Consider the following 23,416-nt stretch of genomic DNA (forward strand, 5'->3'; position numbering starts at 1 on the left):
CCTCGGTGCCTGGCCCTCCGATTTCCCGATCCTTCAGGGCGCGCGCGCAAGCTGCGTCGCGAAATAGCCGATGGTCTTGGAATAGACCTCGCTCTTATTCCACTGCTGGATCACGGCAAAATTCGCGCTGCCGGGCTCCCAGTCCTTGCCGCGCTGCCAGCCATAGCTCTTGAGGTAGTTCGCCGTCGAGGCCAGCACATCGGGCGCACTGCGCAGCAGATCGCGGCGGCCATTGCCGTCGAAATCGACCGCATACTTGATGTAGGACGACGGCATGAACTGGGTCTGGCCGATTTCACCGGCCCAGGCGCCGCGCATATCCTGTGGTGAGATATCGCCGCGCTCGACGATGCGGAGCGCGTCCATCAACTCGGCCTTGAACAAGTCGGTGCGACGGCAATCATAGGCCAGCGTCGCCAGCGAGCGCAGCGTCGGGAATTTTCCGATGTTGACGCCGTAATCGGTCTCCAGGCCCCAGATTGCCACCAGCACTTCGCCGGGCACGCCATAGGCCTGTTCGATGCGCCCGAGCACCGATCCATATTGCTTGAGCATGTTGGCGCCGCGCGCGAGCCGGGGCGGGACCATGCGGCCGGAAAATTCCTCAAAGCTCTGGCTGAAAACCTTCTGCGAATGGTCCCGCGTAATGACGGCCTTGTCGAGCGCCACACCGGTCAGTCCGGTTTGAATGGCCGCCGGCGAAATTCCTTTCGCGGCGGCTTCCTTCTTGAAGTCTTCGAGCCAGCCCTCAAACGTGCCGGTGCCACAGGATGCTGCAATCGATGGGCTTGCCGAAGTCAGGAGGAGTGCAGCCAGCGCCAAAGTCCGAACAGAAACGCGAGAGGTCATAGTGTCGTTCGCTCCAAAGTCGATTCATGATCGACATTAGTCTCGACCACACCGAATGTTCGGAGCAACAGCGGCCAAAACAAGGCCGCCATTTCGCCGGCGCTGACACAAACGTGTCATCGGCACAGGCGCTCAATTCATAGGCAATTCTGAACCCGAAGGCCGAGGCCGTGGGGCGGCCTAGGTTGGTCTTGCGCGATGCTTGCATGAATGGACGCCAAACCGCCGGTCGACAACCGACCGGCGGTTTGAGATCTCGCTACCCGCTGTAAGGCCTATGCGCCTTCCTTGCGCCGCCAGGGAAATAGATTGGCCGGGAAGTCCGCCGCGGGCTTGCGCTCGCGCGGCGCGCGGGGTGGAAGCGGCTGAGGATTGAGTTCCGGTTCAATGGTTTCCCGGTAGAGATGCCAGGTGGCGTGGCCAAGCAGTGGAATGACGACGGCAAGGCCAAGGAAGAACGGCAGCGTTCCTGCAACCAGCAGCACCGCCACGATCAAACCCCAGACCGCCATCGGCACGGGATTTCGTGCGACCGCGCGCAGGGACGTCACCATCGCGTCGCCGGCGCCGGCGTGACGATCGAGCATCAACGGGAACGATACGACGCTGATGCAGAGCGCAACGATGGCGAACAGGAAGCCGACGCCACAGCCGACCACGATCAGCCACCAGCCTTGCGGCGTCGTCAGCACGCGCGTCGCGAAATCCCGCATGCCGGTCGCGCCTTCATAACCGAACGCCGCGATGTAGATCGCCTGCGCGGTGGCTACCCAGGTCACAAACAATGCCAGCAGGAGGACGCCGAGCCCGAGCATGGCGCCGAACGAGGGCGAGCGCAGCACCTGGAGCGCATCCCACGCAGACGCCTGTGCGCCAGTCTCACGACGGCGGCTCATCTCATACAGGCCCAGTGCAGCGAAGGGGCCGAGCAGGGCGAAGCCTGCGGCCAGCGGAAACAACAGCGGCAACACCGAGTAACCGAGCACCGTGCGCGCCAGCACCAATCCGAGCACGGGATAGATCACGCACAGGACAATGGCGTGACTTGGAACGGCCTTGAAATCCTCCCAGCCGAGCTGCAAGGCCCGGTGCAAATCGGAAAGGTCGATGGTTCGGATCACTGGCGCTTTCGCGGTTTCCTGTCCGCTCTGCGTCAGAGATGTGACATTGCCTTGATATGAGGTGCCTTGAATTGGAGTCGCCATGGTCGTCTCCCTTTGGCGGCCGCATTTTGCGCTCGCTGGAGGGCGCAAACGTGCCGTTTCCAAACATGATCACGATCAGGCCAGACGCGAAGACAGGGAAGAATAACAGGCCATGCCGCGAACTGAGCCAGCAGCGTACCCCCAAACCGGGACAATAGCACTCACGCTTCGGTGAATGTTTCATTGGCAAGCCACAATTCGCTGGCTAAACTACAAGGCGAGCCCGGCCTGGTGCTGCCGGTCAAACAGTGCCGCTAGCGACATACCTATTCAATTCCACTGGGAGCCAACGATGAGCATTTTCGGAAAAATCATGGGCGCGATTTTCGGTACGAAGGCAGACGCGGCGCCAGCTTCCGGCGGAGCGGCTGCAGGCGGAGCTGCCGCCGGCGGATCCGCAGCACCGGCGGCAACGATCGATGTTGCTCCGATCCTGGACAAGGCCGTGGCTGACAAGGGCGAGAAGCTGGCGTGGCGCACCTCGATCGTCGATCTGATGAAGGCGCTCGACATCGATTCGAGCTTCACGGCGCGCAAGGAACTCGCCAAGGAACTCGGCTATACCGGCGACAGCAATGATTCGGCGAGCATGAACATCTGGCTGCACAAGCAGGTGATGACCAAGTTAGCCGCAAATGGCGGCAAGCTGCCGCCGGAAATTCACTGACGCTTTCGTTCTGATCAACAGGCAAAAGGCCCGCGGTGACGCGGGCCTTCTTTCTTTTGGGATGCGCGCGAGAACGATCGTTCAGGGATACGGCCGGCGCCCGGTGTAGCGCGGGGCGGAGTTAGCAAGGTCGGCGCGGCTGATGCCGATGTCGCGGAGCATACGCTCGTCAAGCCGGCTGATGCTTGTGAGTTCGGAGCGGTAGCGGGCGTATCGCCTGATGGCGGCAATCAGAGAGATCAACATGGTCTTTTCCTATCGGGATGTGAGAGGCACCTTTGCGGTGCTGATGGCCGTTGGTCGCAAGCTGCGGCGACGCGGTTCACTGCAATGCAGCAAAGCGCAGGTGCCATGCAATTTGTGCGAAAACGCTGTAAAGACGGCGTTTGAACAGGAAACGCGGACCCAAGAAACGCGAACCAAGGAGACCATCATGAACAGCCTCGACCGCAGGACCATTCTAACGACGGGAGCGCTCGCATTGGCGGGGGCGGCGGCAAGCGTTCCCGCCGCTGCGCAGGCCGGCCCGAAGTCGATGTTTCCGGTACCGGCGACGACCATTCCGATCGTCGGCGAGACCGACGTGTTTCAGGTCCGCCGCATCTACTGCATCGGGCGCAACTACGCCGCGCATGCGCGTGAAATGGGGTCCGACCCGACCCGCGAACCGCCGTTTTTTTTCCAGAAGCCGACGGATGCAATCCAGAACGTCGCGGTCGGCAGTGTCGCCGATCATCCCTATCCCTCGCTGACCAAGAACTATCACTACGAGGTCGAACTGGTGGCAGCGCTCAAGTCGGGCGGCACCAACATCCCTGCGGAGAAGGCGCTCGATCACGTCTATGGCTATGCGCTCGGGCTCGACATGACCCGGCGCGATCTGCAGCGCGCGTTGGGCGACGAGAAGAAGCCCTGGGAGATCGGCAAGAGCTTTGACCGTTCTGCGGTGCTCGGCCCGATCCACCCCGCCGCCAAGACCGGCCATTTCACCAAGGGCGCAATCTCGCTGGCGCTGAACGGCGCCGTCAAGCAGAACTCCAACCTGCAGAACATGATCTGGAGTGTCGCCGAGCAGATCGCCAAATTGTCTGATGCCTTCGAGCTGAAGGCTGGCGACATCATCTATTCCGGCACGCCGGAAAATGTCGGTCCGGTCGTGAAGGGTGATGTGCTGCTGTGCAAGCTCGAAGGGCTGCCGGATATGTCGATCAAGATTGTGTAGATGTTGTCGTCCCGGCGAAGGCCGGGACCCATACGCCGCAGCTTCTCGATTTTGATAGGTTGTGGTTGATACCTTTCGCGATAAGGACGGCCGGTGGTTATGCGTCCTGGCGTTCGCCGGGACGACAAGGGATTACCCCGTCAAATCGGCGAACTGCGGATTCTTGTGCAGATAGTCGACAACAAAACCGCAGCCGGCGATCACCTTGTGGCCGTCGGCGCGGATCAATTCCAGCGCACCCTTGACCAGTTCGGAGGCAATGCCGCGGCCGCGCAGCGCCCTCGGAGTTTCGGTATGGGTGATGATAACAGCCGACGGGGTCAGCCGATAATTCGCAAACGCTACCGCACCCTCAACATCGAGTTCGAAGCGGTTTTGGGCTTTGTTGTCGCGGACGGCCATCGAGGGGTTCCCATGCGGTTCACCTCAATCATCTAGGCATGTGAACCCCGTGATGCAAACGAGCGACCAACGGGAAAATCGCTTGCCGGGGTGACAACATGCGAATTTTGACCTGCCTGACCGTTTCGCTGCTGGGCGCATCCCTGACGTTCGCGCAACCGCCTGCCGCATCCGCCGAAGGCGACCGGAACTGGCAGGCCTGCACCGGCACGACGAGCGCGCCGAATGAGAGGGTGACGGCCTGCAGCGTCGTGATCGATGGCAAGACCGAGACCGGCAAGAGGCTCGCCGGCGCCTATTGCAACCGCGGCCATGGCTTTACCGAGAAGCGTGAGCTCGACGCCGCCATGGCCGATCTCAATGAGGCGATCAAGCTCGATCCGGACTATGCCTGTGCCTATTCCAATCGCGGACGGGTCTATGCCTTCAAGCGCGATCTCGATCACGCCATGGCAGACTATGACGCGGCGCTCCGCATCGATCCGACCTTCGCCTTGGCCTACAACAACCGCGGCGACGCCTGGTTCGGCAAAGGCGACCTCGATCGCGCGCTGACCGACTTCGACGCCGCCATCAAACACAACCCGTCGCTCGCCATCGCCTATGGCAATCGCGGCTATCTCCATCATCGCAAGCGCGACACGGCCCGTGCGATCGCCGACTACAGCGTGCAGTTCAAGCTGAAGCCGGACGTGCTGGCCTATATCAACCGCGGCAATGTCTACCGCGATACCGAGCAACTGGAGCGTGCCGCCGCCGATTACGGCGCGGCGGCGAAAATCGCACCGACCGATGCGCGGGGCTGGCGCAACCGCGGCATGATCCGGCTGTACCAGGGCGATACCAAGCGCGGCATTGCCGATTACGACAAGGCGTTGCAATACGATCCGGCCGACGCCTATTCCTGGAATAACCGCGGCCAGGCCAAGATGCGGCTGGGCAACAAGGCGGGAGCGATTGCGGATTTCCGCAAAGCCCTGGAGATCAAGCCCAGCCTGCGCACGGCCCGTGAAGGCCTGCAGCAACTTGGCGCAGTCCAATAGATGGTTCGTGGTCTTGCAACCGGTTAGGGTGTACCTACGTCTTTTGCAAGACATACGCCCCGATGCGGCCGGATGTGGTTCGAGATCGGAAATGTCAGGTATGGCCGGCCGCTGACGTATGCCTCTTTTCAATGGGAGGTTTACATGTCGGACTTTCGTTTCTTCAGTAAGCATCGATCGTGGGAGGACTGGTTCGGCATGCTGCTTGGCGTGTTGATCGTGGTGTCGCCCTGGTTTCCCCTGCAGCCGGCCAACGAGGTCATGACCGCCGATCGCAGCACCATGATCCTCAACACGTTCGTGGTCGGCATGCTGGTATTCGGCCTCGCCCAGCTGGAATATGTCGCATTGCAGCGCTGGGAGGAGGTGGCGGAGATCGTCCTCGGACTCTGGCTGATCGCTTCACCGTGGATTTTCGGCTATTCCGGCGACGCGTTTCTACCGGCCTGGCACGCGATACTCGGCGCAATCGTGGCTCTGCTCGGCGCGCTTCAGCTGTGGCAGGATTGGCGCCTGAGCGACCAGGAACTCGCCAACCATCCGCAGTAAATCTTGCCACGGACCTGCCGGTCTGTGAGCGGCAGGTCCGTTGGTCTTCGGCGAGGTGGGGCGGCCAGTAACTGCCGGATCGGCCCACGGCTCCGGTTCAGGAAATCGGGAGGTCAGCGCACGCCGGTCCCCTTGCAGCGCTGGCATTTCACGACGTTGTCGCCCTTCTTCACCAGGCCCTTGCCCTCGCAATTCTTGCATTTCTGCTTCTTTTTGATGTTCGGGCCTTTTTCATTGGCCATCATGATCTCCCAGCGGCGTTTTTGGCTGGGGGCACCATGAGCCAGCCCTTGAGCCGCGTCTATAACCACGCAGCCTGAACCAGCATCGGGACGCCTGGACGCGCTGGCAGAGGCCGGGCTTTCTGCTAACGTCCGGCCGGGGACGTTCAGATCAGGTTTGAGAAGCGTAACGATGATGATTTTGCTTGGCTTGTGCAGTGCGGCGGTGCCGACATGACGGGAACCGCAACCGCAGCCGCAACCGCAACCGCAACCACAGCCGCGCCGCGCGGAGGCCTGGCACGGATGTCGAACCGGGTGATGAATCTGGCGCATCTGGTGACCCAGAACGCCCGCCGCCATGGCGATCGCACCGGCTTTATCTACGGCGACCGGACCTGGACCTGGCGCGAGATCGACCGCGCCGTCTCGGCGCTGGCGGCGGCGCTTGCCGAACGCGGCCTCGCCAAGGGCGACCGGCTGCTGGTGCATTCCAAAAATTGCGACGAGATGTTCTGGTCGATGTTCGCCGCGTTCCGGCTCGGCGTGGTCTGGGTGCCGACCAATTTCCGCCTGATGCCGGACGAGGTCGCCTATCTCGCCACCGCCTCCGGCGCCAAGGGGTTTTTGTGCCACGGCGATTTCCCGGAGCATGCCGCCGCGGCCGCCAACCCGGCGCTGGAGTTCATCTGGCGGATCGGCGAGGGCGCCTTTGGCGAGAAGTCGGTGAGCGCCGCCATTGCGGCGCATGCGGGCGAGAGTTTTGCCAATGCCGCGGTCGACTACAACGACCCCTGCTGGTTCTTCTTCACCTCCGGCACGACGGGACGGTCCAAGGCGGCGGTGCTGACCCACGGCCAAATGGCCTTTGTGGTCACCAACCATCTCGCCGACCTGATGCCCGGCACCACCGAGCAGGACGCCTCGCTGGTGGTGGCGCCGTTGTCGCATGGCGCCGGCGTGCACCAGTTGGTGCAGGCCGCGCGCGGGGTGCCGACCATCCTGCTGCCGTCGGAAAAATTCGACATCAACGAGGCGTTCCGGCTGATCGAGGCGCATCGCGTCAGCAACATTTTTACGGTGCCGACCATTTTGAAAATGATGGTCGAGCATCCCGCGGTCGACCGCTACGACCATTCCTCGCTCCGCTTCATCATCTATGCGGGGGCGCCGATGTACCGCGAGGACCAGAAGGCCGCGCTGAACAAGTTGGGCAAGGTTCTGGTGCAGTATTTCGGGCTCGGCGAAGTCACCGGCAACATCACGGTCATGCCGGCCAATCTGCATGATCCCGAGGATAGCCCGCATGCGCGGATCGGCACCTGCGGCTTCGAGCGCACCGGCATGCAGGTCTCGATCCAGGGCGATGACGGGCGCGAACTTAAAGCTTTCGAGACCGGCGAGATCTGCGTGATCGGCCCCGCCGTGTTCGCCGGCTATTACGACAACCCCGATGCCAACGCGAAGGCGTTTCGCGACGGCTGGTTCCGCACCGGCGATCTTGGCCATATGGACGAGGAAGGTTTTGTCTACATCACCGGCCGCGCCTCCGACATGTACATCTCGGGCGGCTCCAACATCTATCCGCGCGAGGTCGAGGAGAAGATTTTGACCCATCCCGGGATCGGCGAGGTCGCCGTGCTTGGGGTGCCCGACCCGTTCTGGGGCGAGGTAGGCGTTGCCGTCTGCGTCCCGCGCGAGGGCGCCGCTGCGGTGAGCGAGGCGGAACTGGCCGCGTTCCTGTCGCCGAAGGTGCCGCGCTACAAGATGCCGAAGCGGTTTTTCTTCTGGGAGGCGCTGCCGAAGTCCGGCTACGGCAAGATTCCCAAGCGGCTGGTGCGCGACGAACTCGAGGCGCGCGGGCTGCTCGACCTTACCAGGGAAGACGCGCCACGATGACGGCGGCGAAGGCAAATCGGCCGGCGCCCGAGGCGATGCGAAGCATCGTCCAGCCTGGTCCTCCGAACCCTGAACGCATCCAGTGGGTCGAGGCGCGCGGCCGCGCCTTCTCGTTCACGCTCGAGGCCGGCCTGCCGCTGCTGGAAGCCGCGCGCCGCGGCTTTGCCGAGGCCGGATTTGCCGGCGGCGTGCTGAGCATGCGGGGCGGGGCGCTCGGGCCGTTTGCCTATGTGATGCCGGCGCTGTCGAAGACCGGCGCCAATGCCGCGTTCTACAGCGACACCTTCCGGTCCGAAGGCGTCACGCAGCTGAAGTTCGCGGCGATGACTCTTGGCGAGCGCGACGGCGCGCCGTTCTTCCACTGCCACGGCCTGTGGACCGAGACCGATGGCGACCTGCATGGCGGCCATATCCTGCCCGAGGAGAGTATCGTCGCCGAGCCGTTCGCGGTGGAAGCGTTCGGGATCGATGGCGCTGTCTTTACCGCCGAGGTGGATAGCGAGACCAATTTCAAATTGTTCGGGCCGGTGCCGCGCGAGGCGACTGGTGCCGACACCACGAGCCGGGCCTTTGCGCTGCGCTTGCGGCCGAACCAGGATTTCGCGTGCGCGCTGGAAGCCTTTTGCCGGCAGCACGGAATCTTTCACGCTCGCATTCATGGCGGGGTCGGCAGCACGATCGGCGCGCAGTTCACCGATGGCCGATCCGTCGTACCGTTCGCGACCGAGCTTGCGATCCGTTCGGGCACCATCGCGTCAACCGCCGACGGTACGCTGGAGGCGACGCTTGATATCGCGCTGGTGGATTATCTCGGCGGCATCGCCGAAGGCCGGCTGATGCGCGGCGACAATCCGGTGTTGATGACAATGGAGCTGGTGCTCGAAGTGCTCTGATCAGCGTGGGAAGGCTGGTAATCCAGCCTCCCACCTGAACGACGTTTAGTAGCAGACCAGCTGGCGCTTGGCGACGTAGCCGATGCCGGGGACGAACGCGGTGCGACGCGCGTAGTAGCAATCGCTGGCGTAGCCGGTGTCGCCGATCAGGCCGATCGACAATCCGCCACCCCACCAGCCGTGGCTGTGGTGGTGGCCACCGCCGACAACGCCGGGCTTGATGATGGTGAGGGCACTGGCCGGGGAGGCTGCGGACACGGCAAGCGCGGCGGCAGCGGCAGCGATGAGTACGAACTTCTTCATGACACTTCCTCTGTTGGCCCGGCGCGATTGTCGCGTGGGCGTTTTCACAACGGCCGCTCGCTGGATTGCTGGCGTCCTGTTTGCGGGAGGTTGGTGGCGGGAAAAGTTCCATGGGTTCACGGAGCAATCGGCATCATGTGTGAGTTGGATCACGGACGAGATCGAACGTTGTGGGTTTGTCCTGAACCTTTTTGCTGGGTGAGAGATGCAGATGGCGTGCATCTCGTGCGCGAGGTTCTGATTCACATTTCAAACAGAGACGATCATTCAGATATATGTTGCTGTCGTCCCGGCGAAGGCCGGGACCCATACCGCGTGATCTCTCAATAGTGGCTCGATAGCAGAGACCTTCCGCAAAACTACTCCCTGGGGTTATGGGTCCCGGCCTTCGCCGGGACGACGCGGGAATAGCTTCGCATTCTCGCGGCACATTGCGCCCGAGGCTTGCTCGAAATCTTCCGCCCCCAGAATTCAGAGGGCGCAGGGAATGCCGGATGCGCGCTGCACCCGCGGTCTCGTGTGCGAATAGTGCAAAGAAAGCTGCACACGAGCATACAGGGCAGCGGAGAACATCCGACATTCCCTGCGCAATGGCTTTACGGCTTATAACGCGCTCTCCCCGGTGAGACGGCCTCTATTGCCACCGTCGCCCCTCGGAAGCGTTGGCTCCCGAAAGACTTGACGCCGTTACGGGCGCCAGGACCACGCGCTTTCGCCGTACGCATCAGCCGCGACCGTCAATCGCAACATCAGCGTCCACCGCAACCCGTCCCTCGTCGTGACGACGGCCGACGCCCCTCTGAGTGGGACGGGATGGCAAGAATGTGCCGGTGATTTGGGTCGAAGGAAAGGGAAATATTTTTGATTTTCGGAAATTTAGGACTTGACACAAATTCCGTAAATCAGAACTGATGTGCCCGACGGGTTGATTTGTCGCAGCCAGTCATTGCGAGCGGAGCGAAGCAATCCAAGCCTCGGCCTGGCGCAATATGGATTGCTTCGCTGCGCTCGCAATGACGGAGAGAGCCCGTAGCCCGGATGAGCAACGCGATATCCGGGTCTCGTCTTTCCCGCATCTCGCTGCGCTCATGCGCGCTACGAAACTACCTGAGGAGACCGCCGACAGAGCAGGCCTTCAGAGCGCCTGTTACTTCAAATTCTGGGCGATGCCGTCGAGGGTCTGGGACCATTTTGAGCTCATGTCCGACTGGGCCTTCGATGTCCGCGTATAGATGTTGTTCGCTTCCTGAAGCGCGAGCTGAAGTTGCTGACCAAGGTCGGACCGTCCGCCGCTGACGCCGTTCAGTTCGTCCGTTGCGAGTTCGCGAATGTCGTTGTTCAGATTGGCCATGTCATTCCCCTCTTTGTCTCTGGCGAGACCATTCCCGCCGCGATGATAAGGGCTACGCGATGCGGTCGCGCCGCTCCGTGACTTCGGGCACATTCGAGAACTGGCGGGGCTGCGTTCTGGGGCAAAAGCTCCCGTTGCACACCGGGTGAACTTGAGCCTGCCGACCGCGACTAAGGGAACATGTGAGCGAGCCTTTAGACCAAGCCGCCGCCGTGGTGTGCTGCCGCTCTCAATAGCCCCGTGAGAATGAAGTCGGAGACGCTTGTCATGAATGAATGGATATCTTCGCTGGTCACATGGTTGCCGTTCCTGGCGGCGATCGCCGTGTGGTTCTGGTTCGCGCGCCGCAACGGCATGCAGGCGCGCGGATCGTCCGGCTCGACCATGATCGAGCTTTACGAGCAGCAGGTCGCGGAGACCCGGCGGATGAATAGGTTTCTTGAACGGATCGCGGCGTCGCTGGAGAAGCGGGAGAAGTAGGGCGCAACAGCGAGGTGTATTGCGCACGGGCGGTGCCTCCAGGTGGAATACGCCGCGCGTTTCGGCGGCGCCACAAACCAGCCTCCTTTGGTATGAAAATGCGTTGCCATAACGCCGCCGCGCGCCTGCGCGGCCATAACGACCAAGAGGAAACGACATGAGGACGACGACCGCGAGGGTGGGGGCCGTAGTGGCGGCGCTGGCAGTGATGGGGGTAGCCTGGGCGCACGGGCCGACCCGTCAGAAGGTGCGGGAATCGATCGAGATCAACGCGCCGCCGGCCAAGGTGTGGGCCGTGATCGGCAATTTCCAGGACATGAGCTGGCTGCCGCCGGTCAGCAAGACCGAGGGCGCGAAAGGCAACGCGATCGAGGCCACGCGGCGTCTGACGCTGGCTGACGGTGCGACCGTCGATGAGGAACTCTACAAGTACGATGCCGAGAAGATGACTTATTCCTACCGGATCACGGCCGTCGACGTGAAGGTGCTGCCGGTCACCAACTATTCGTCCACCCTGACGGTCACGCCCAGCGCCGACGGCAAGGGAAGCAGCCTGGAGTGGGCCGGCGCGTTCTACCGCGGTTTTCCCAACAACGATCCGCCGCCGGAGCTGAGCGACCAGGCCGCCGTGAAGGCGGTGAGCGGGCTCTATAAAGCCGGCCTCGAGGCGCTGAAGAAGAAGGTCGAAAGCGGAAGCTGATCGTGCGGGCCATCGTCCTGGCGGCTGCGGTCGCCAGCATCGGAACGGTGTGGGCCGCCCGGGCTGAGGAGGCGTTTGTCACCAATCAGCTCAGCGAAAATCTCACCGTCGTTGACCTCGCGACGTCACGGCCGGTCGCGACCATCGCGATCGGCGGCAAGCCGGCCGGGGTTGCCATCACGCCGGATGGACGCTTCGCCTATGTGACGAGCCCCGACGCCAAGGCGCTCACCGTGGTCGATGCCGCCGCACGCCAGGTCGTCGGCAGGATCAACGTCGGCGGTGGTCCGCTCGGCGTTGCGGTGGCGCCGGATGGCGGCGCGGTCTATGTCGCCGACTGGTACGCCGCGGCGGTGCGGGTGATTGATCCGAAAGAGCAGCGCGTGATCGCCGATATCGCGGTCGGCGCATCGCCGTCGGGGCTTGCGGTAACACCGGACGGGCGGCTCCTGCTCTCGGCGGACCGCGATGCCGACAGTGTATCCGTCGTGGATACCGCGACGCGCGAACGCCGGGCGGTCATCAAGGTCGGCACGCGCCCCTTCGGCATCACGATCGATGCGGACGGCCGGCGGGCCTACACCGCCAATGTCGGATCGAACGACGTCTCCGTGATCGACATCGCCGAAAGCAGTGAAATCGGGCGCGTGAAGACGGGCCTTCGCCCCTACGCGGTCGCACTCGCCCAGGGCCGCGGCTTCGTCAGCGACCAGTATGACGGCACCGTCAGCGTGTTCGATCTCGCAACGCTTGCGCCGGTCAAGCGCATCAATGTCGGCGACTATCCGGAAGGGATCGCGGCGACGGCGGACGGCAGGCAGATCATCGTGGCGAACTGGGAGAGCAACTCGATCAGCGTGATCGATGCGGTCGAGCTGAAGGTGACCGGCGAGATCAAGGTCGGCGACGGGCCACGGGCGTTCGGGATGTTCTTGCGGCGGTAGTCGGCACTGGGTGGTGCTCCGCGGCAAGCGGACGCGCGCGCAGGCCGGGCTCGTTGGTGCTATGATTGGCGGGAGAACAGAGAAAACAGGGAGGATGCCATGCAGCATACCCTGGTGCCAAGTGATCGCGTCGAGCACGCGAACGTCTACGGACGAGACGGCGCAAAGCTCGGCACGATCGAGCGGCTGATGCTGGACAAGGTGAGCGGAACGGTCGCGTATGCCGTGATAAGAACCGGCGGGCTGCTCGCCACCCACCACCATTATCCGGTGCGGTGGGACGAACTCAGGTTTGATCCCGCGCGTCAGGCCTTCGTGGTCGAGCTGACGTTGGACGACCTGCGCGCCGGCCCGTCCGAGTTCGATGAAGACGGCTTCGACTGGGGCGACCGCTCAAGATCGTATCGGCACCCGCATTATTGGACGGTGTAGGGGGCGGGGTTAGCCAACCCGATGCTCGCGGGTAGGAGAAGCCGCGGATTACGCTTCGCTGATCCGGCCTACGCTCGCCGTCCTTCAATGTGGCACGGAGGCTGCCACTTCAGGCGCGGGACGACAAGATGGTGCCAAAAGGGTAGGTTGCGCCGACCGGATCGATAACGGGAGGACGACCATGACCACCTTCGTTCTCGTCCACGGCGCCTGGATGGGCGGCTGGTGCTACAAGCGGGTGGCGCGGCTGTTGCGCCAGGCCGGGCACGAGGTCTATACGCCGACTTTGACCGGCCTCGGCGAGCGCGCTCACCTGATGAACCGTGCGATCGATCTCGACACGCACGTTCAGGACATTGTCGGCGTCATCCGCTGCGAGGAATTGTCGGACGTGGTGCTGTGTGGCCATTCCTACGGCGGCATGGTCATCACCGGCGTCGCCGAGATCGCGGCGAAGATCCGCTCCCTCGTCTATCTCGACGCCTTCGTGCCAGAGAACGGCAAGTGTCTGTTTGACTATGCGCCGGCCAAGCGATCGGGACAGATGCGTGACGACGCCGCGCGGAACGGCGAAGGTTACAAGATCACGCCGCCTCCGGCCGCTGCTTTCGCCGTCAATGCCCAGGACGCCGCCTGGGTCGATGCGATGTGCGTCAAGCAGCCGCTGGCGACATTCGAGCAGAAGCTCGAAGTCAGTGGCGGGCAGGTACCGAAGCGCGTGTACATGCTTGCCGCCGGCTGGGAGCCGTCGCCCTTCCAGCAATTCGCCGCGCGCTTCAAGGACGATCGAGGCTGGCAATTCGTCAGCTTCTCCTGCGGGCACGACGTGATGATAGATCAACCTCAGGAACTTGCCTCCGCGCTCATCGCCGCCGCTTAGGGAGGCGCGCACGGTGCTTGGTGGCTGCCCGAAGCGGGGCGAGACTAGGACGCAATGCTCACGAGCAGCAACTGCGTCGCTTTAGCAGCAAAGCGGACTTCAACTTCGATGCGCCGCGCCACCGGGGTTATGACTACACGGACTAATGCCAGCGTTGGTCGCGCTCTTCGGGCTGCTTGTTGTCCGCCAAACGCTTGGGTTCCTTATACTTTGACGGGAACAATCAAAGCTCTCACTCCGCCGCCTCACTCGCCCCCGCACTCTTCCTCGGCTTCCCCGCCGCCCGCTTCAGCACCGGCTCCAGAAACTTGCCCGTGTAGCTCCGCGGCGCCTTGACGATGTCCTCCGGGGGGCCCCAGGCGACGATTTCGCCGCCGCCGTCGCCGCCTTCGGGGCCGAGGTCGATGACCCAGTCGGCGGTCTTGATGACTTCGAGGTTGTGCTCGATCACGACGACTGTATTTCCCTGCGACACCAGCTCGTGCAGCACTTCCAGGAGTTTGGCGACGTCGTGGAAGTGAAGCCCGGTGGTGGGTTCGTCCAGGATGTAGAGCGTGCGGCCGGTGGCGCGCTTTGAGAGTTCTTTTGCCAGCTTGACGCGCTGGGCTTCGCCGCCGGACAGCGTCGTGGCCTGCTGGCCGACATGGATGTAGTCGAGGCCGACGCGGTGCAGCGTTTTGAAAGTTTCGCGGACGCGCGGGACGGCCTTGAAGAACTCGGCGGCTTCCTCGACCGTCATGTCGAGCACGTCGGCGATGCTCTTGCCTTTGAACAGGACTTCCAGCGTCTCGCGGTTGTAGCGCTTGCCCTTGCAGGCGTCGCAGGTGACGTAGACGTCAGGCAGGAAGTGCATCTCGATCTTGATGACGCCGTCGCCCTGGCAGGCCTCGCAGCGGCCGCCCTTGACGTTGAAGGAGAAGCGCCCGGGCTCGTAGCCGCGCGCCTTGGCTTCGGGCAGGCCGGCGAACCATTCGCGGATCGGCGTGAAGGCACCGGTATAGGTCGCGGGGTTGGAACGCGGCGTGCGGCCGATCGGCGACTGGTCGATGTCGATGATCTTGTCGATATGCTCCAGCCCCTCGATGCGGTCGTGCGGCGCGGCGCCCTCGCTGGCGTTGTTGAGTTTTCGCGCGATGGCCTTGTAGAGCGTGTCGATCAGGAGCGTCGACTTGCCGCCGCCGGAGACGCCGGTCACGCAGGTGAACAGGCCGAGCGGAATTTCCGCCGAGACGTTTTTCAGATTGTTGCCGCGGGCGTTGATGACCTTGATGGTGCGGCGATGGTTCGGCGGCTTGCGCTCGGGAATCGCCACCGACAATTCGCCGGTGAGGTACTTTCCGGTCAGCGACTTCGGATTGGCCATGACCTCGGCGGGCGTGCCTTGCGCCACGATGTGGCCGCCATGCATGCCGGCGCCGGGGCCGATGTCGAGCACGAAGTCGGCGAGGCGAATGGCGTCCTCGTCATGCTCGACCACGATCACGGTATTGCCGAGGTCGCGCAGCCGCTTCAGCGTCTCCAATAGCCGCGCATTGTCGCGCTGGTGCAGGCCGATCGACGGCTCGTCCAGCACATAGAGCACGCCGGTAAGACCCGAACCGATCTGGGAGGCGAGGCGGATGCGCTGGCTTTCGCCGCCGCTTAGCGTGCCGGACGAACGCGACAGCGTCAGGTAATTGAGGCCGACGTCGAGCAGGAACGACAGCCGCTCGCGAATCTCCTTCAGCACGCGGATGGCGATCTCGTTCTGCTGGGCGTTGAGCGCCTTGGGCACGCTCTCGAACCATTCGCCGGCGCGGCGCACCGAGAGTTCGCTGATCTCGCCGATATGCTTGCCGCCGATCTTGACGCACAGCGCCTCCGGCTTCAGCCGGTAGCCGTGGCAGCCCTCGCAGGGGATGTCCGAGAAATACTTTGCCAGTTCCTCGCGCGCCCATTCGCTTTCGGTCTCGCGAAAACGGCGGTTGAGGTTGGTGATGACGCCCTCGAACGGTTTCTTGGTGTCGTAGGAGCGTACCCCGTCCTCATAGGAGAACTTGATCTCGTCGTCGCCGGAGCCGTGCAGGATCGCGGCCTGCGTCTTCTTCGGCAGGTCCTTCCACTTGGTGTCGAGCGTGAACTTGTAGAACTTGCCGAGCGCGGTCAGCGTCTGGATGTAGTAGGGCGAGGACGATTTGGACCAGGGCGCGATCGCGCCCTTGCGCAAGGTCAGCTCCTTGTCGGGGATGACGAGGTCCTCGTCGATATGCTGCTCGACGCCGAGGCCGCCGCAGGCCGGGCAGGCGCCATAGGGGTTGTTGAAGGAGAAGAGCCGGGGCTCGATCTCGGGAATGGTGAAGCCGGATACCGGGCAGGCGAATTTCTCCGAAAACAGAATCCGCTCCGGGCCGCTCTTGTCGTGGATCTTTGCGGTCTTCTTGTCGGACTTCTTTTCGGACTTCTTTTCGTCGTCGGTGCTGCCCGCGGGCGCGTCGGCGTATTCGATCACCGCGAGGCCTTCGGCGAGCTTCAGCGCGGTCTCAAAGCTTTCGGCGAGGCGCTGGCCGATATCGGGGCGGACCACGATGCGATCGACGACGACGTCGATGTCGTGCGGGAATTTCTTGTCGAGAACAGGCGCCTCGGCGAGCTCATAGAAGCTGCCGTCGATCTTGACGCGCTGAAAGCCCTTCTTGAGGTATTCGGCGAGCTCCTTCTTGTATTCGCCCTTGCGGCCGCGCGCGACCGGCGCCAGCAGATAGAGCCGCGTGCCTTCCGGCAGCGCCAGCACGCGGTCGACCATCTGCGACACCAGCTGGCTTTCGATCGGCAGGCCCGTCGCGGGCGAGTAGGGCACGCCGACGCGCGCCCATAGCAGGCGCATGTAGTCGTAGATCTCGGTGACGGTGCCGACGGTCGAGCGCGGGTTTTTCGACGTGGTCTTCTGCTCGATCGAGATCGCCGGCGACAGGCCGTCGATCTGGTCGACGTCGGGCTTCTGCATCATCTCGAGGAACTGGCGCGCATAGGCGGAGAGCGACTCGACGTAGCGGCGCTGGCCCTCGGCATAGATGGTGTCGAAGGCGAGTGAAGATTTGCCGGAGCCGGACAGACCGGTGAACACCGCGAGCTTGTCGCGGGGAATCTCGACGTCGATGTTTTTCAGATTGTGCTCGCGCGCGCCGCGGATCGTTATCGCGCGCGTTCCCGAGCCGGCGTTGGTTTGGCGCTTCGCCCTCAGCACTTCATCCATATCGGCATTTCCAGGCGCGTGGAGGCGCGCCACGTTGGGCGCGCATGGCCAGGGAAGACCTAAGCCGGGCGCCGATGGCAGAAAGCTGGAACGTAGGAAGAACGGGGCGGGATTTCCAGTGCTCGCAGCGAGCCATCAACGGTTTGTTTTGCAATGAGTTGCCAAGGGATCGCAATGGCAGCAGATGGCAGCGGAGCCGTGGGCGGAACCAATGCGCTCAAGCAAAATGCGCTCAAACAAAAAGGCCACCTCAAAACAAAAATGGCCACCTCAAAACAAAAAGGCCGGCGCGAGGCCGGCCTTTTCATCAAATCGTTTGGTGCAGCGAAGCTCAGTACTTCGCGATGACCGGGCCGCCCCAGCGATAGTTGACGCGCACGGTCACGAGATCGACGTCCTGGCGGATGCGTTCGCTGAAGGTGCCGCCAGCCACATTCGTAAAGGTGGCGGTTCGGTTCCCCATGAACAGATGATCGTATTCGACGGCGGCCGACCAGTTCGGGGCGAAGCCGTATTCGAGGCCGACACCGACCACGCCACCCCAGCGGTTGTCATCGTTGGACGAGGCGATCAGAGCGTTGCCGACAGTGGCATTGACGCGATAGCGATCGGCGGTCACAGCCGCACCGCCCTTGACGTAAAACAGGACGTTGTTGGCGGCGTAACCGACCTGACCGGTGAGCAGGCCGAACGCGTCGACCTTCGAGCGAATGGTCGTTCCCGCGCCAAAGCCCACGGGTCCAAGGCTCACGCTGCTGCCGCTGAAGTCGGCCCAGTTGCCCTGTCCTTCGACGCCGAACACCCACGTGCCAGCCTGCCAGCGATAACCGATCTGGCCACCGGCGGTGCCGCCGCTTGCATCGTGGCAACCTTCGCTGGCAACGAACACGCCAGCGCCATTCAAGGCGTCCCAGCACTTGCGGCTCGTACCCCAACCACCGTTGGCGCCGACGTAGAAGCCGCTCCAGTCGTAAATGGCCGCGATCATCGGGGGCGCCTTGGTGTAAGGACGCGCAGCGAGATCAGCCGCAGCGGCGGGAGCCGCAAAGGCAACGAGAGCAACCGTACCCAGCAAAAACTTCTTCATTTGAAATAGTCCCCAGTCCTTTGTCCGCTTCCCGTTGGTCCCGAAGCGTTTTCGTCCAAGACGCGAGCGCCGCGCCGTTGGATAAATCCATACGCCGATTCAACCGGAAATGCCGTCTCCGAAATGCAACACTCGCGGGCGAAGTGTGGACCCTTCAAGGTAATGATTTGTTTAGAATATCCGTCGCGCAGCGCCGGCCACGGCACGGTGCGAATACCGAAATACCGGCCGGGCGTGGATGACCTGAGGTTGCGTAGAACAAAACTGGAACAATGCCGCGGGCAATGCTATATGTGGATAACCGCTGCTTTGCCGAGGGATCGCTAAGTCGGGGCGCCATCGGGCGTATAGGGTCGTCTCAAATGTCCCTGACAGGATGAGGCGGCCAATCCGGCGGCCCGTGCCGGCCGATTGCAGCGGTCGCGCAGCAGTTTTTTGGTACCGATTTTGAGTGGAGAGCGACGATGGCGGGAAGCGTGAACAAGGTGATCCTGGTCGGAAACCTCGGCAAGGATCCGGAAATCCGGCGGACACAGGACGGGCGGCCGATCGCCAATCTGAGCATCGCGACTTCGGAAACCTGGCGCGACAAGGGCACCGGCGAGCGCAAGGAAAAGACCGAGTGGCACCGCGTGGTGATCTTCAATGAAGGGCTCTGCAAGGTCGCCGAGCAGTACCTGAAGAAGGGCGCCAAGGTTTACATCGAGGGCGCGCTGCAGACCCGCAAATGGACCGACCAGAGTGGGGTCGAGAAATACTCGACCGAAGTGGTGCTGCAGGGCTTCAATTCGACCCTGACCATGCTCGACGGCCGCTCCGGCGGCGGCGGCAGTTTTGGCTCCGACGATTCCAGCGGCGATTTTGGCGGCGGCCAGGCCACTTCCGCGCCGCGCCGCGCGGTAGCCGCCGGCGCCGGCCGCAACAACGACATGGACGACGATATCCCGTTCTGATCGGGGTCTGTCAGACCAACCGGGTTTGCATGCTGTCCAAAAGACAGCGGGTTCGCGCAAGCTCGGTTGGCTCGTGTGTATTCTTAAAAATCTGATCCAACGGGTTGATTCCATGGGCATGCGCTTGTGCGATGCAACATTCTGACTCGCGTCTATGTAAATGATATTTACATTAGGATATTGATTTAACGTTTTTCGTCTTGCGTTCGGCGATCGCGCGGGCCGTCGCCGGATGGAACCTTGGGGAGCGCCCGTCATGAGCTTCGCGCCGCTGCTGGATGCCGCCCCCGCGATCCCGCTTCATGCCTTTGCGGCGATGGCGGCCTTTGCGCTTGGCGTGGTCCAGTTCGCGGCCCCGAATGGAACGCTGCCGCACCGGACGCTTGGCTGGATCTGGGTTGGCCTGATGGCCGTGGTCGCGATCTCCTCGTTCTGGATCCACGAGATCAGGCTGCTGGGTCCCTGGAGCCCGATCCATCTGCTGTCGATCTTCACACCGATCATGCTGGTGCTCGGCGTCTGGTACGCACGCCGGCACAAGGTCCGCGGCCACAAGATCACGATGATCTCGATCTTTGCCGGCGCGCTGGTTGTTGCGGGGCTGTTCACCTTCGTTCCCGGGCGGATCATGCACGCGGTGGTTTTCGGCCAATAGGCGACGCTGAGAACACCGGTTTTGACGAGCTGGATTTGGCCGCGGAGACGGCCGTATCGGGGGCCCGGAAATGGCTGGCGCGATGACTTGCCGGAAGGGCGTCGCGGGTCCTGTAAGTCCATGAAAAAACGAAGGGAAAAACAGCTGGCCGGGAGCGCCTTGGGGTGGTTAAAAGCACCCCGATACGCTATATGATTCCCAGCCTAGAACTGACCGGATTCCCCCTTTGTCTGATAACGATGAGAACAAGCCCGGCGAGCCGCCGGCGCCTTCCGATATTCGTCCCGTTTCCATTCTGGACGAGATGAAGCGCTCCTACCTCGATTACGCCATGAGCGTGATCGTGGCGCGTGCGCTGCCGGATGCCCGCGACGGCCTGAAGCCCGTGCATCGCCGCATTCTGTACTCGATGTACGAGCAGGGGCACACGCCGGACAAGAAGTACGTCAAGTCCGCGCGCGTCGTCGGTGACGTGATCGGTAAGTATCATCCGCACGGCGACCAGTCGATTTACGACGCGATGGTCCGGATGGCGCAGGAATTCTCCATGCGCGTGCCGCTGATCGACGGGCAGGGGAACTTCGGCTCGGTCGACGGCGATCCCCCGGCGGCCTACCGGTATACCGAAGCGCGCCTGACGAAATCGGCGCTCGCCGTGCTCGGCGATATCGACAAGGACACCGTCGATTTCCAGGCCAACTACGACAATTCGGAGAGAGAGCCGTCGGTTCTGCCGGCCAAGTTCCCGAACCTCCTGGTCAACGGTGCCGGCGGCATCGCCGTCGGCATGGCGACCAACATCCCCCCGCACAATCTCGGCGAAGTCATCGACGCCTGCACGGCGCTGATCGACAACCCCGCGCTCGGGATCGACGACCTCATCAACATCGTACCCGGCCCCGATTTTCCGACCGGCGGCATCATCCTCGGCCGCCAGGGTATCCGTTCGGCCTATCACCTCGGCCGCGGCTCGATCGTGATGCGCGGCAAGGTCGCGATCGACACCATCCGCAAGGACCGCGAAGCGATCATCATCACCGAAATTCCCTACCAGGTGAACAAGGCCACCATGGTGGAGCGCATCGCCGAACTGGTGCGCGAGAAGAAGATCGAGGGCGTCTCGGACCTGCGCGATGAATCGTCCCGCGAGGGCCTGCGCGTTGTCGTCGAACTGAAACGCGAAGCGGTGCCGGATGTCGTTCTGAACCAGCTCTATCGTTTCACGCCGCTGCAATCGAATTTCCCGGCCAACATGCTGGCGCTGGATTCCGGCCGCCCGCAGACCATGAACCTGAAGGACCTGCTGACGCTGTTCATCGCGTTCCGCGAGCAGGTCATCACGCGCCGGACCAAGTTCCTGCTCAACAAGGCCCGCGACCGCGCCCACATCCTGGTCGGTCTGGCCATTGCCGTCGCCAATATCGACGAGATCATCCGCGTGATCCGCGCCTCGCCCGATCCCACCACCGCCCGCGACAGCCTGATGGCGCGCGACTGGCCGGCGCGGGATGTCGAGGCGATGATTACGCTGATCGACGATCCCCGGCACCGGATGGCGCCTGACGGCACTGCGCGGCTGTCGTTCGAACAGGCCAAGGCCATTCTCGACCTCCGCCTGCAGCGCCTGACTGCGCTGGGCCGCGAGGAGATTTCCGAGGAGCTCGACAAGCTCGCGGTGGAGATCGCCGACTATCTCGAGATTCTGCGCTCGCGTGCGCGGGTGCAGGCCATCGTCAAGGCCGAACTCGCCGAGGTGAAGGCCGATTTCGCCACCCCGCGCAAGACCGTCATCATGGAGCAGGAAGACGAGGTTGAGGACGAGGACCTGATCCAGCGCGAAGACATGGTGGTCACGGTCTCGCATGCCGGCTACGTCAAGCGCGTGCCGCTTTCGGCCTACCGGGCCCAGCGCCGCGGCGGCAAGGGCCGCGCGGGCATGCAGACCCGCGACGAGGATTTTGTCTCCAGGCTGTTCGTGGCCTCGACCCATACGCCGGTGCTGTTCTTCTCCTCGCGCGGCCAGGTCTACAAGGAAAAGGTCTGGCGGCTGCCGATGGCTGCTCCCAACGCGCGCGGCAAGGCGCTGATCAACATCCTGCCGCTGGAGCAGGGCGAACGCATCACCACCATCATGCCGCTGCCGGAGGATGAGTCCTCCTGGGGCAATCTCGACGTGATGTTCGCCACGACCGGCGGCAACGTCCGCCGCAACAAGCTGTCCGATTTCGTCGATGTCCGCCGTTCCGGCATCATCGCCATGAAGCTCGACGAGGGCGAGGCGATCGTCGACGTGCAGATCTGCACCGAGCGCGACGACGTGCTGCTGACCGCCGCCGGCGGCCAGTGCATCCGCTTCCCCGTCACCGATGTGCGCGTCTTTACCGGCCGCACCTCGATGGGCGTGCGCGGTATTGCGCTTGCCGAAAACGACAGGCTGATCTCGCTGTCGATCCTGCGCCATGTCGAGACCACCTCGGACGAGCGGTCGGCGTATCAGAAGATGCGCCGCGCGGTGGCCGGCGAGACTGGCGCCGAAGAGCCCGCCGATGTCGAGGCCGAAGAGACGTCAGGTACGCTCCAGCTCTCCCAGGAGCGCTATGCCGAAATGTCGGCGCAGGAACAGGTGGTGCTGACCGTATCCGTCAACGGCTACGGCAAGCGCACCTCGTCCTACGAATACCGCACCACGGGTCGCGGCGGCAAAGGCATCGTCGCGATGTCGGTCAACAACCGCAACGGCAAGCTGGTGGCCTCGTTCCCGGTCGAGGACAGCGACCAGATCATGCTGGTGACCGACAAGGGCCAGTTGATCCGCTGCCCGGTCGAGGGCATCCGCATCGCCGGCCGCTCGACGCAAGGCGTGATCGTGTTCGACACCGCCGAGGACGAGCACGTGGTCTCCGTCGAGCATATCGGCGACGACGGCGAGAATGGCGAGAACGGCAATGGCGGCTAGCGCCCTGTCAGGGCGCGGTCTCATTTCAGCGGAGCCAAATTCGGTTTGACGCGAGCTTGACGGAAGCCAGATTGCTGGGCGTTCGTTAATCGTGTCGGGCGCGCCACGCGCCGCTATTTCTTCGTTGCGGCATCCGCCGGAGCGCCCGGGACAGCGCGCGGCATCGATCGCGAACCAGGGTGCATGGTGATCGTGTGGCTGGACAAGTAGGTGGCGCACGTGCTGCCGCTCAATAGCGATGGGCCGCTGGCGGCGTTCTTCGACGGCTTCATGACGAGACGGAGCTGAATGCAGCGTGCAATTTGATTGGGACCGGATGCCTGCAACCGGACCGAGCCTGCGTATGTCCGTTGTTCGGGGACGACCGGAAGTGACCGGCACGCGGCCAGCCGACGCGACTGACCCTTAGCTGACATCGAGCCTAGTCAGTCACAGGCCGGTTGGGGCGATTTGTCGCTCAACCGTGCGGTAGCAAAGTGCTAGGCTAAACCTA

At 63.1% G+C, this 23,416-nt stretch carries 24 protein-coding genes; 15 read left to right on the forward strand and 9 right to left on the reverse strand.

Annotation, left to right across the window (positions count from 1 at the left end; genetic code table 11):
* Positions 1–33 precede the first annotated feature (33 nt).
* Together JQ600_RS22785 and JQ600_RS22790 are read right to left on the reverse strand one after the other, a co-directional pair.
* Positions 34–849, reverse strand: coding sequence for a lytic transglycosylase domain-containing protein (locus JQ600_RS22785; protein ID WP_212269949.1), 816 nt, complete (start codon positions 847–849; stop codon positions 34–36).
* 275 nt (positions 850–1,124) lie between these two features.
* Positions 1,125–2,054 carry a DUF2189 domain-containing protein gene (locus JQ600_RS22790; protein WP_212490104.1) on the reverse strand — a complete coding sequence of 310 codons (930 nt, stop codon included), beginning with the start codon at positions 2,052–2,054 and terminating at the stop codon, positions 1,125–1,127.
* A 292-nt stretch (positions 2,055–2,346) separates the two neighbouring features.
* On the opposite strand from JQ600_RS22790, the gene JQ600_RS22795 reads away from it, so the two are divergent.
* Positions 2,347–2,721 (forward strand): DUF3597 domain-containing protein, encoded by a 375-nt coding sequence (locus JQ600_RS22795; protein WP_192739852.1) that lies wholly within the window; start codon positions 2,347–2,349, stop codon positions 2,719–2,721.
* An 81-nt stretch (positions 2,722–2,802) separates the two neighbouring features.
* Here JQ600_RS22795 and JQ600_RS22800 read toward each other — a convergent pair whose 3' ends face one another.
* On the reverse strand, positions 2,803–2,967 hold the full coding sequence (locus JQ600_RS22800) for a DUF1127 domain-containing protein (RefSeq protein ID WP_212269951.1): 165 nt from the start codon (positions 2,965–2,967) through the stop codon (positions 2,803–2,805).
* Positions 2,968–3,154: 187 nt separating this feature from the next.
* Between JQ600_RS22800 and JQ600_RS22805 the strand changes: the two genes are divergently transcribed.
* The gene (locus JQ600_RS22805; RefSeq protein WP_212392106.1) at positions 3,155–3,943 is read left to right on the forward strand and encodes a fumarylacetoacetate hydrolase family protein; all 789 of its coding nucleotides are present in this window, start codon (positions 3,155–3,157) and stop codon (positions 3,941–3,943) included.
* Positions 3,944–4,075: 132 nt separating this feature from the next.
* On the opposite strand, the gene JQ600_RS22810 is transcribed toward JQ600_RS22805, so the two are convergent.
* Complete coding sequence (locus tag JQ600_RS22810) at positions 4,076–4,345, reverse strand: GNAT family N-acetyltransferase (protein WP_212269953.1); 270 nt, start codon at positions 4,343–4,345, stop codon at positions 4,076–4,078.
* 98 nt (positions 4,346–4,443) lie between these two features.
* On the opposite strand from JQ600_RS22810, the gene JQ600_RS22815 reads away from it, so the two are divergent.
* Both JQ600_RS22815 and JQ600_RS22820 read left to right on the forward strand, forming a co-directional pair.
* Complete coding sequence (locus JQ600_RS22815) at positions 4,444–5,388, forward strand: tetratricopeptide repeat protein (RefSeq protein WP_212392105.1); 945 nt, start codon at positions 4,444–4,446, stop codon at positions 5,386–5,388.
* Positions 5,389–5,532: 144 nt separating this feature from the next.
* Positions 5,533–5,937 (forward strand): SPW repeat protein, encoded by a 405-nt coding sequence (locus JQ600_RS22820; protein ID WP_212392104.1) that lies wholly within the window; start codon positions 5,533–5,535, stop codon positions 5,935–5,937.
* A gap of 113 nt (positions 5,938–6,050) precedes the next feature.
* On the opposite strand, the gene JQ600_RS37265 is transcribed toward JQ600_RS22820, so the two are convergent.
* Entirely contained in the window at positions 6,051–6,179 is a 129-nt protein-coding gene (locus JQ600_RS37265; RefSeq protein WP_283813479.1) for a hypothetical protein, read from the reverse strand.
* 213 nt (positions 6,180–6,392) lie between these two features.
* Here JQ600_RS37265 and JQ600_RS22825 point away from each other — a divergent pair, with 213 nt between their 5' ends.
* Positions 6,393–8,057, forward strand: coding sequence for an acyl-CoA synthetase (locus JQ600_RS22825; RefSeq protein ID WP_212490105.1), 1,665 nt, complete (start codon positions 6,393–6,395; stop codon positions 8,055–8,057).
* Positions 8,058–8,092: 35 nt separating this feature from the next.
* Complete coding sequence (locus JQ600_RS22830; RefSeq protein WP_212392131.1) at positions 8,093–8,950, forward strand: PCC domain-containing protein; 858 nt, start codon at positions 8,093–8,095, stop codon at positions 8,948–8,950.
* Between the two features lie 45 nt (positions 8,951–8,995).
* On the opposite strand, the gene JQ600_RS22835 is transcribed toward JQ600_RS22830, so the two are convergent.
* On the reverse strand, positions 8,996–9,253 hold the full coding sequence (locus JQ600_RS22835) for a hypothetical protein (protein ID WP_212392102.1): 258 nt from the start codon (positions 9,251–9,253) through the stop codon (positions 8,996–8,998).
* A 1,147-nt stretch (positions 9,254–10,400) separates the two neighbouring features.
* Positions 10,401–10,604, reverse strand: a complete 204-nt coding sequence (locus JQ600_RS22840; protein ID WP_212390565.1) for a hypothetical protein — start codon at positions 10,602–10,604, stop codon at positions 10,401–10,403.
* Between the two features lie 267 nt (positions 10,605–10,871).
* On the opposite strand from JQ600_RS22840, the gene JQ600_RS22845 reads away from it, so the two are divergent.
* From JQ600_RS22845 to JQ600_RS22865, 5 genes are all read left to right on the forward strand, one after another.
* Entirely contained in the window at positions 10,872–11,084 is a 213-nt protein-coding gene (locus JQ600_RS22845) for a hypothetical protein (protein ID WP_212390566.1), read from the forward strand.
* A gap of 157 nt (positions 11,085–11,241) precedes the next feature.
* Positions 11,242–11,784, forward strand: a complete 543-nt coding sequence (locus JQ600_RS22850; protein WP_212390567.1) for an SRPBCC family protein — start codon at positions 11,242–11,244, stop codon at positions 11,782–11,784.
* A gap of 2 nt (positions 11,785–11,786) precedes the next feature.
* Entirely contained in the window at positions 11,787–12,728 is a 942-nt protein-coding gene (locus JQ600_RS22855) for a cytochrome D1 domain-containing protein (RefSeq protein WP_212390568.1), read from the forward strand.
* Positions 12,729–12,827: 99 nt separating this feature from the next.
* A complete protein-coding gene (locus JQ600_RS22860; RefSeq protein ID WP_212390569.1) occupies positions 12,828–13,160 on the forward strand; it encodes a PRC-barrel domain-containing protein in 333 nt (110 codons plus the stop codon).
* Positions 13,161–13,341: 181 nt separating this feature from the next.
* Positions 13,342–14,040: an alpha/beta fold hydrolase gene (locus tag JQ600_RS22865; RefSeq protein WP_212390570.1), complete on the forward strand. Its 699-nt coding sequence runs from the start codon at positions 13,342–13,344 to the stop codon at positions 14,038–14,040.
* Between the two features lie 232 nt (positions 14,041–14,272).
* On the opposite strand, the gene uvrA is transcribed toward JQ600_RS22865, so the two are convergent.
* Positions 14,273–17,272: an excinuclease ABC subunit UvrA gene (gene uvrA, locus JQ600_RS22870; protein ID WP_212262791.1), complete on the reverse strand. Its 3,000-nt coding sequence runs from the start codon at positions 17,270–17,272 to the stop codon at positions 14,273–14,275.
* Positions 17,273–17,446: 174 nt separating this feature from the next.
* Between uvrA and JQ600_RS22875 the strand changes: the two genes are divergently transcribed.
* Positions 17,447–17,620, forward strand: a complete 174-nt coding sequence (locus tag JQ600_RS22875) for a hypothetical protein (RefSeq protein WP_212262792.1) — start codon at positions 17,447–17,449, stop codon at positions 17,618–17,620.
* Here JQ600_RS22875 and JQ600_RS22880 read toward each other — a convergent pair.
* Positions 17,604–18,359 (reverse strand): outer membrane protein, encoded by a 756-nt coding sequence (locus JQ600_RS22880; RefSeq protein WP_212262793.1) that lies wholly within the window; start codon positions 18,357–18,359, stop codon positions 17,604–17,606. The two genes, JQ600_RS22875 and JQ600_RS22880, sit on opposite strands and share 17 nt — an antisense overlap.
* Positions 18,360–18,823: 464 nt before the next feature.
* Here JQ600_RS22880 and JQ600_RS22885 point away from each other — a divergent pair, with 464 nt between their 5' ends.
* From JQ600_RS22885 to gyrA, 3 genes are all read left to right on the forward strand, one after another.
* Positions 18,824–19,312 (forward strand): single-stranded DNA-binding protein, encoded by a 489-nt coding sequence (locus JQ600_RS22885; RefSeq protein ID WP_212390572.1) that lies wholly within the window; start codon positions 18,824–18,826, stop codon positions 19,310–19,312.
* Between the two features lie 256 nt (positions 19,313–19,568).
* Positions 19,569–19,967 (forward strand): DUF2306 domain-containing protein, encoded by a 399-nt coding sequence (locus tag JQ600_RS22890; RefSeq protein WP_212490106.1) that lies wholly within the window; start codon positions 19,569–19,571, stop codon positions 19,965–19,967.
* A gap of 226 nt (positions 19,968–20,193) precedes the next feature.
* Positions 20,194–22,923, forward strand: a complete 2,730-nt coding sequence (gene gyrA, locus JQ600_RS22895) for a DNA gyrase subunit A (RefSeq protein WP_212390574.1) — start codon at positions 20,194–20,196, stop codon at positions 22,921–22,923.
* The last annotated feature ends 493 nt before the right edge of the window (positions 22,924–23,416 follow it).

Origin of the sequence: Bradyrhizobium sp. AUGA SZCCT0176 (assembly GCF_018130145.1) — a bacterium.
Classification (GTDB): Bacteria; Pseudomonadota; Alphaproteobacteria; order Rhizobiales; family Xanthobacteraceae; genus Bradyrhizobium.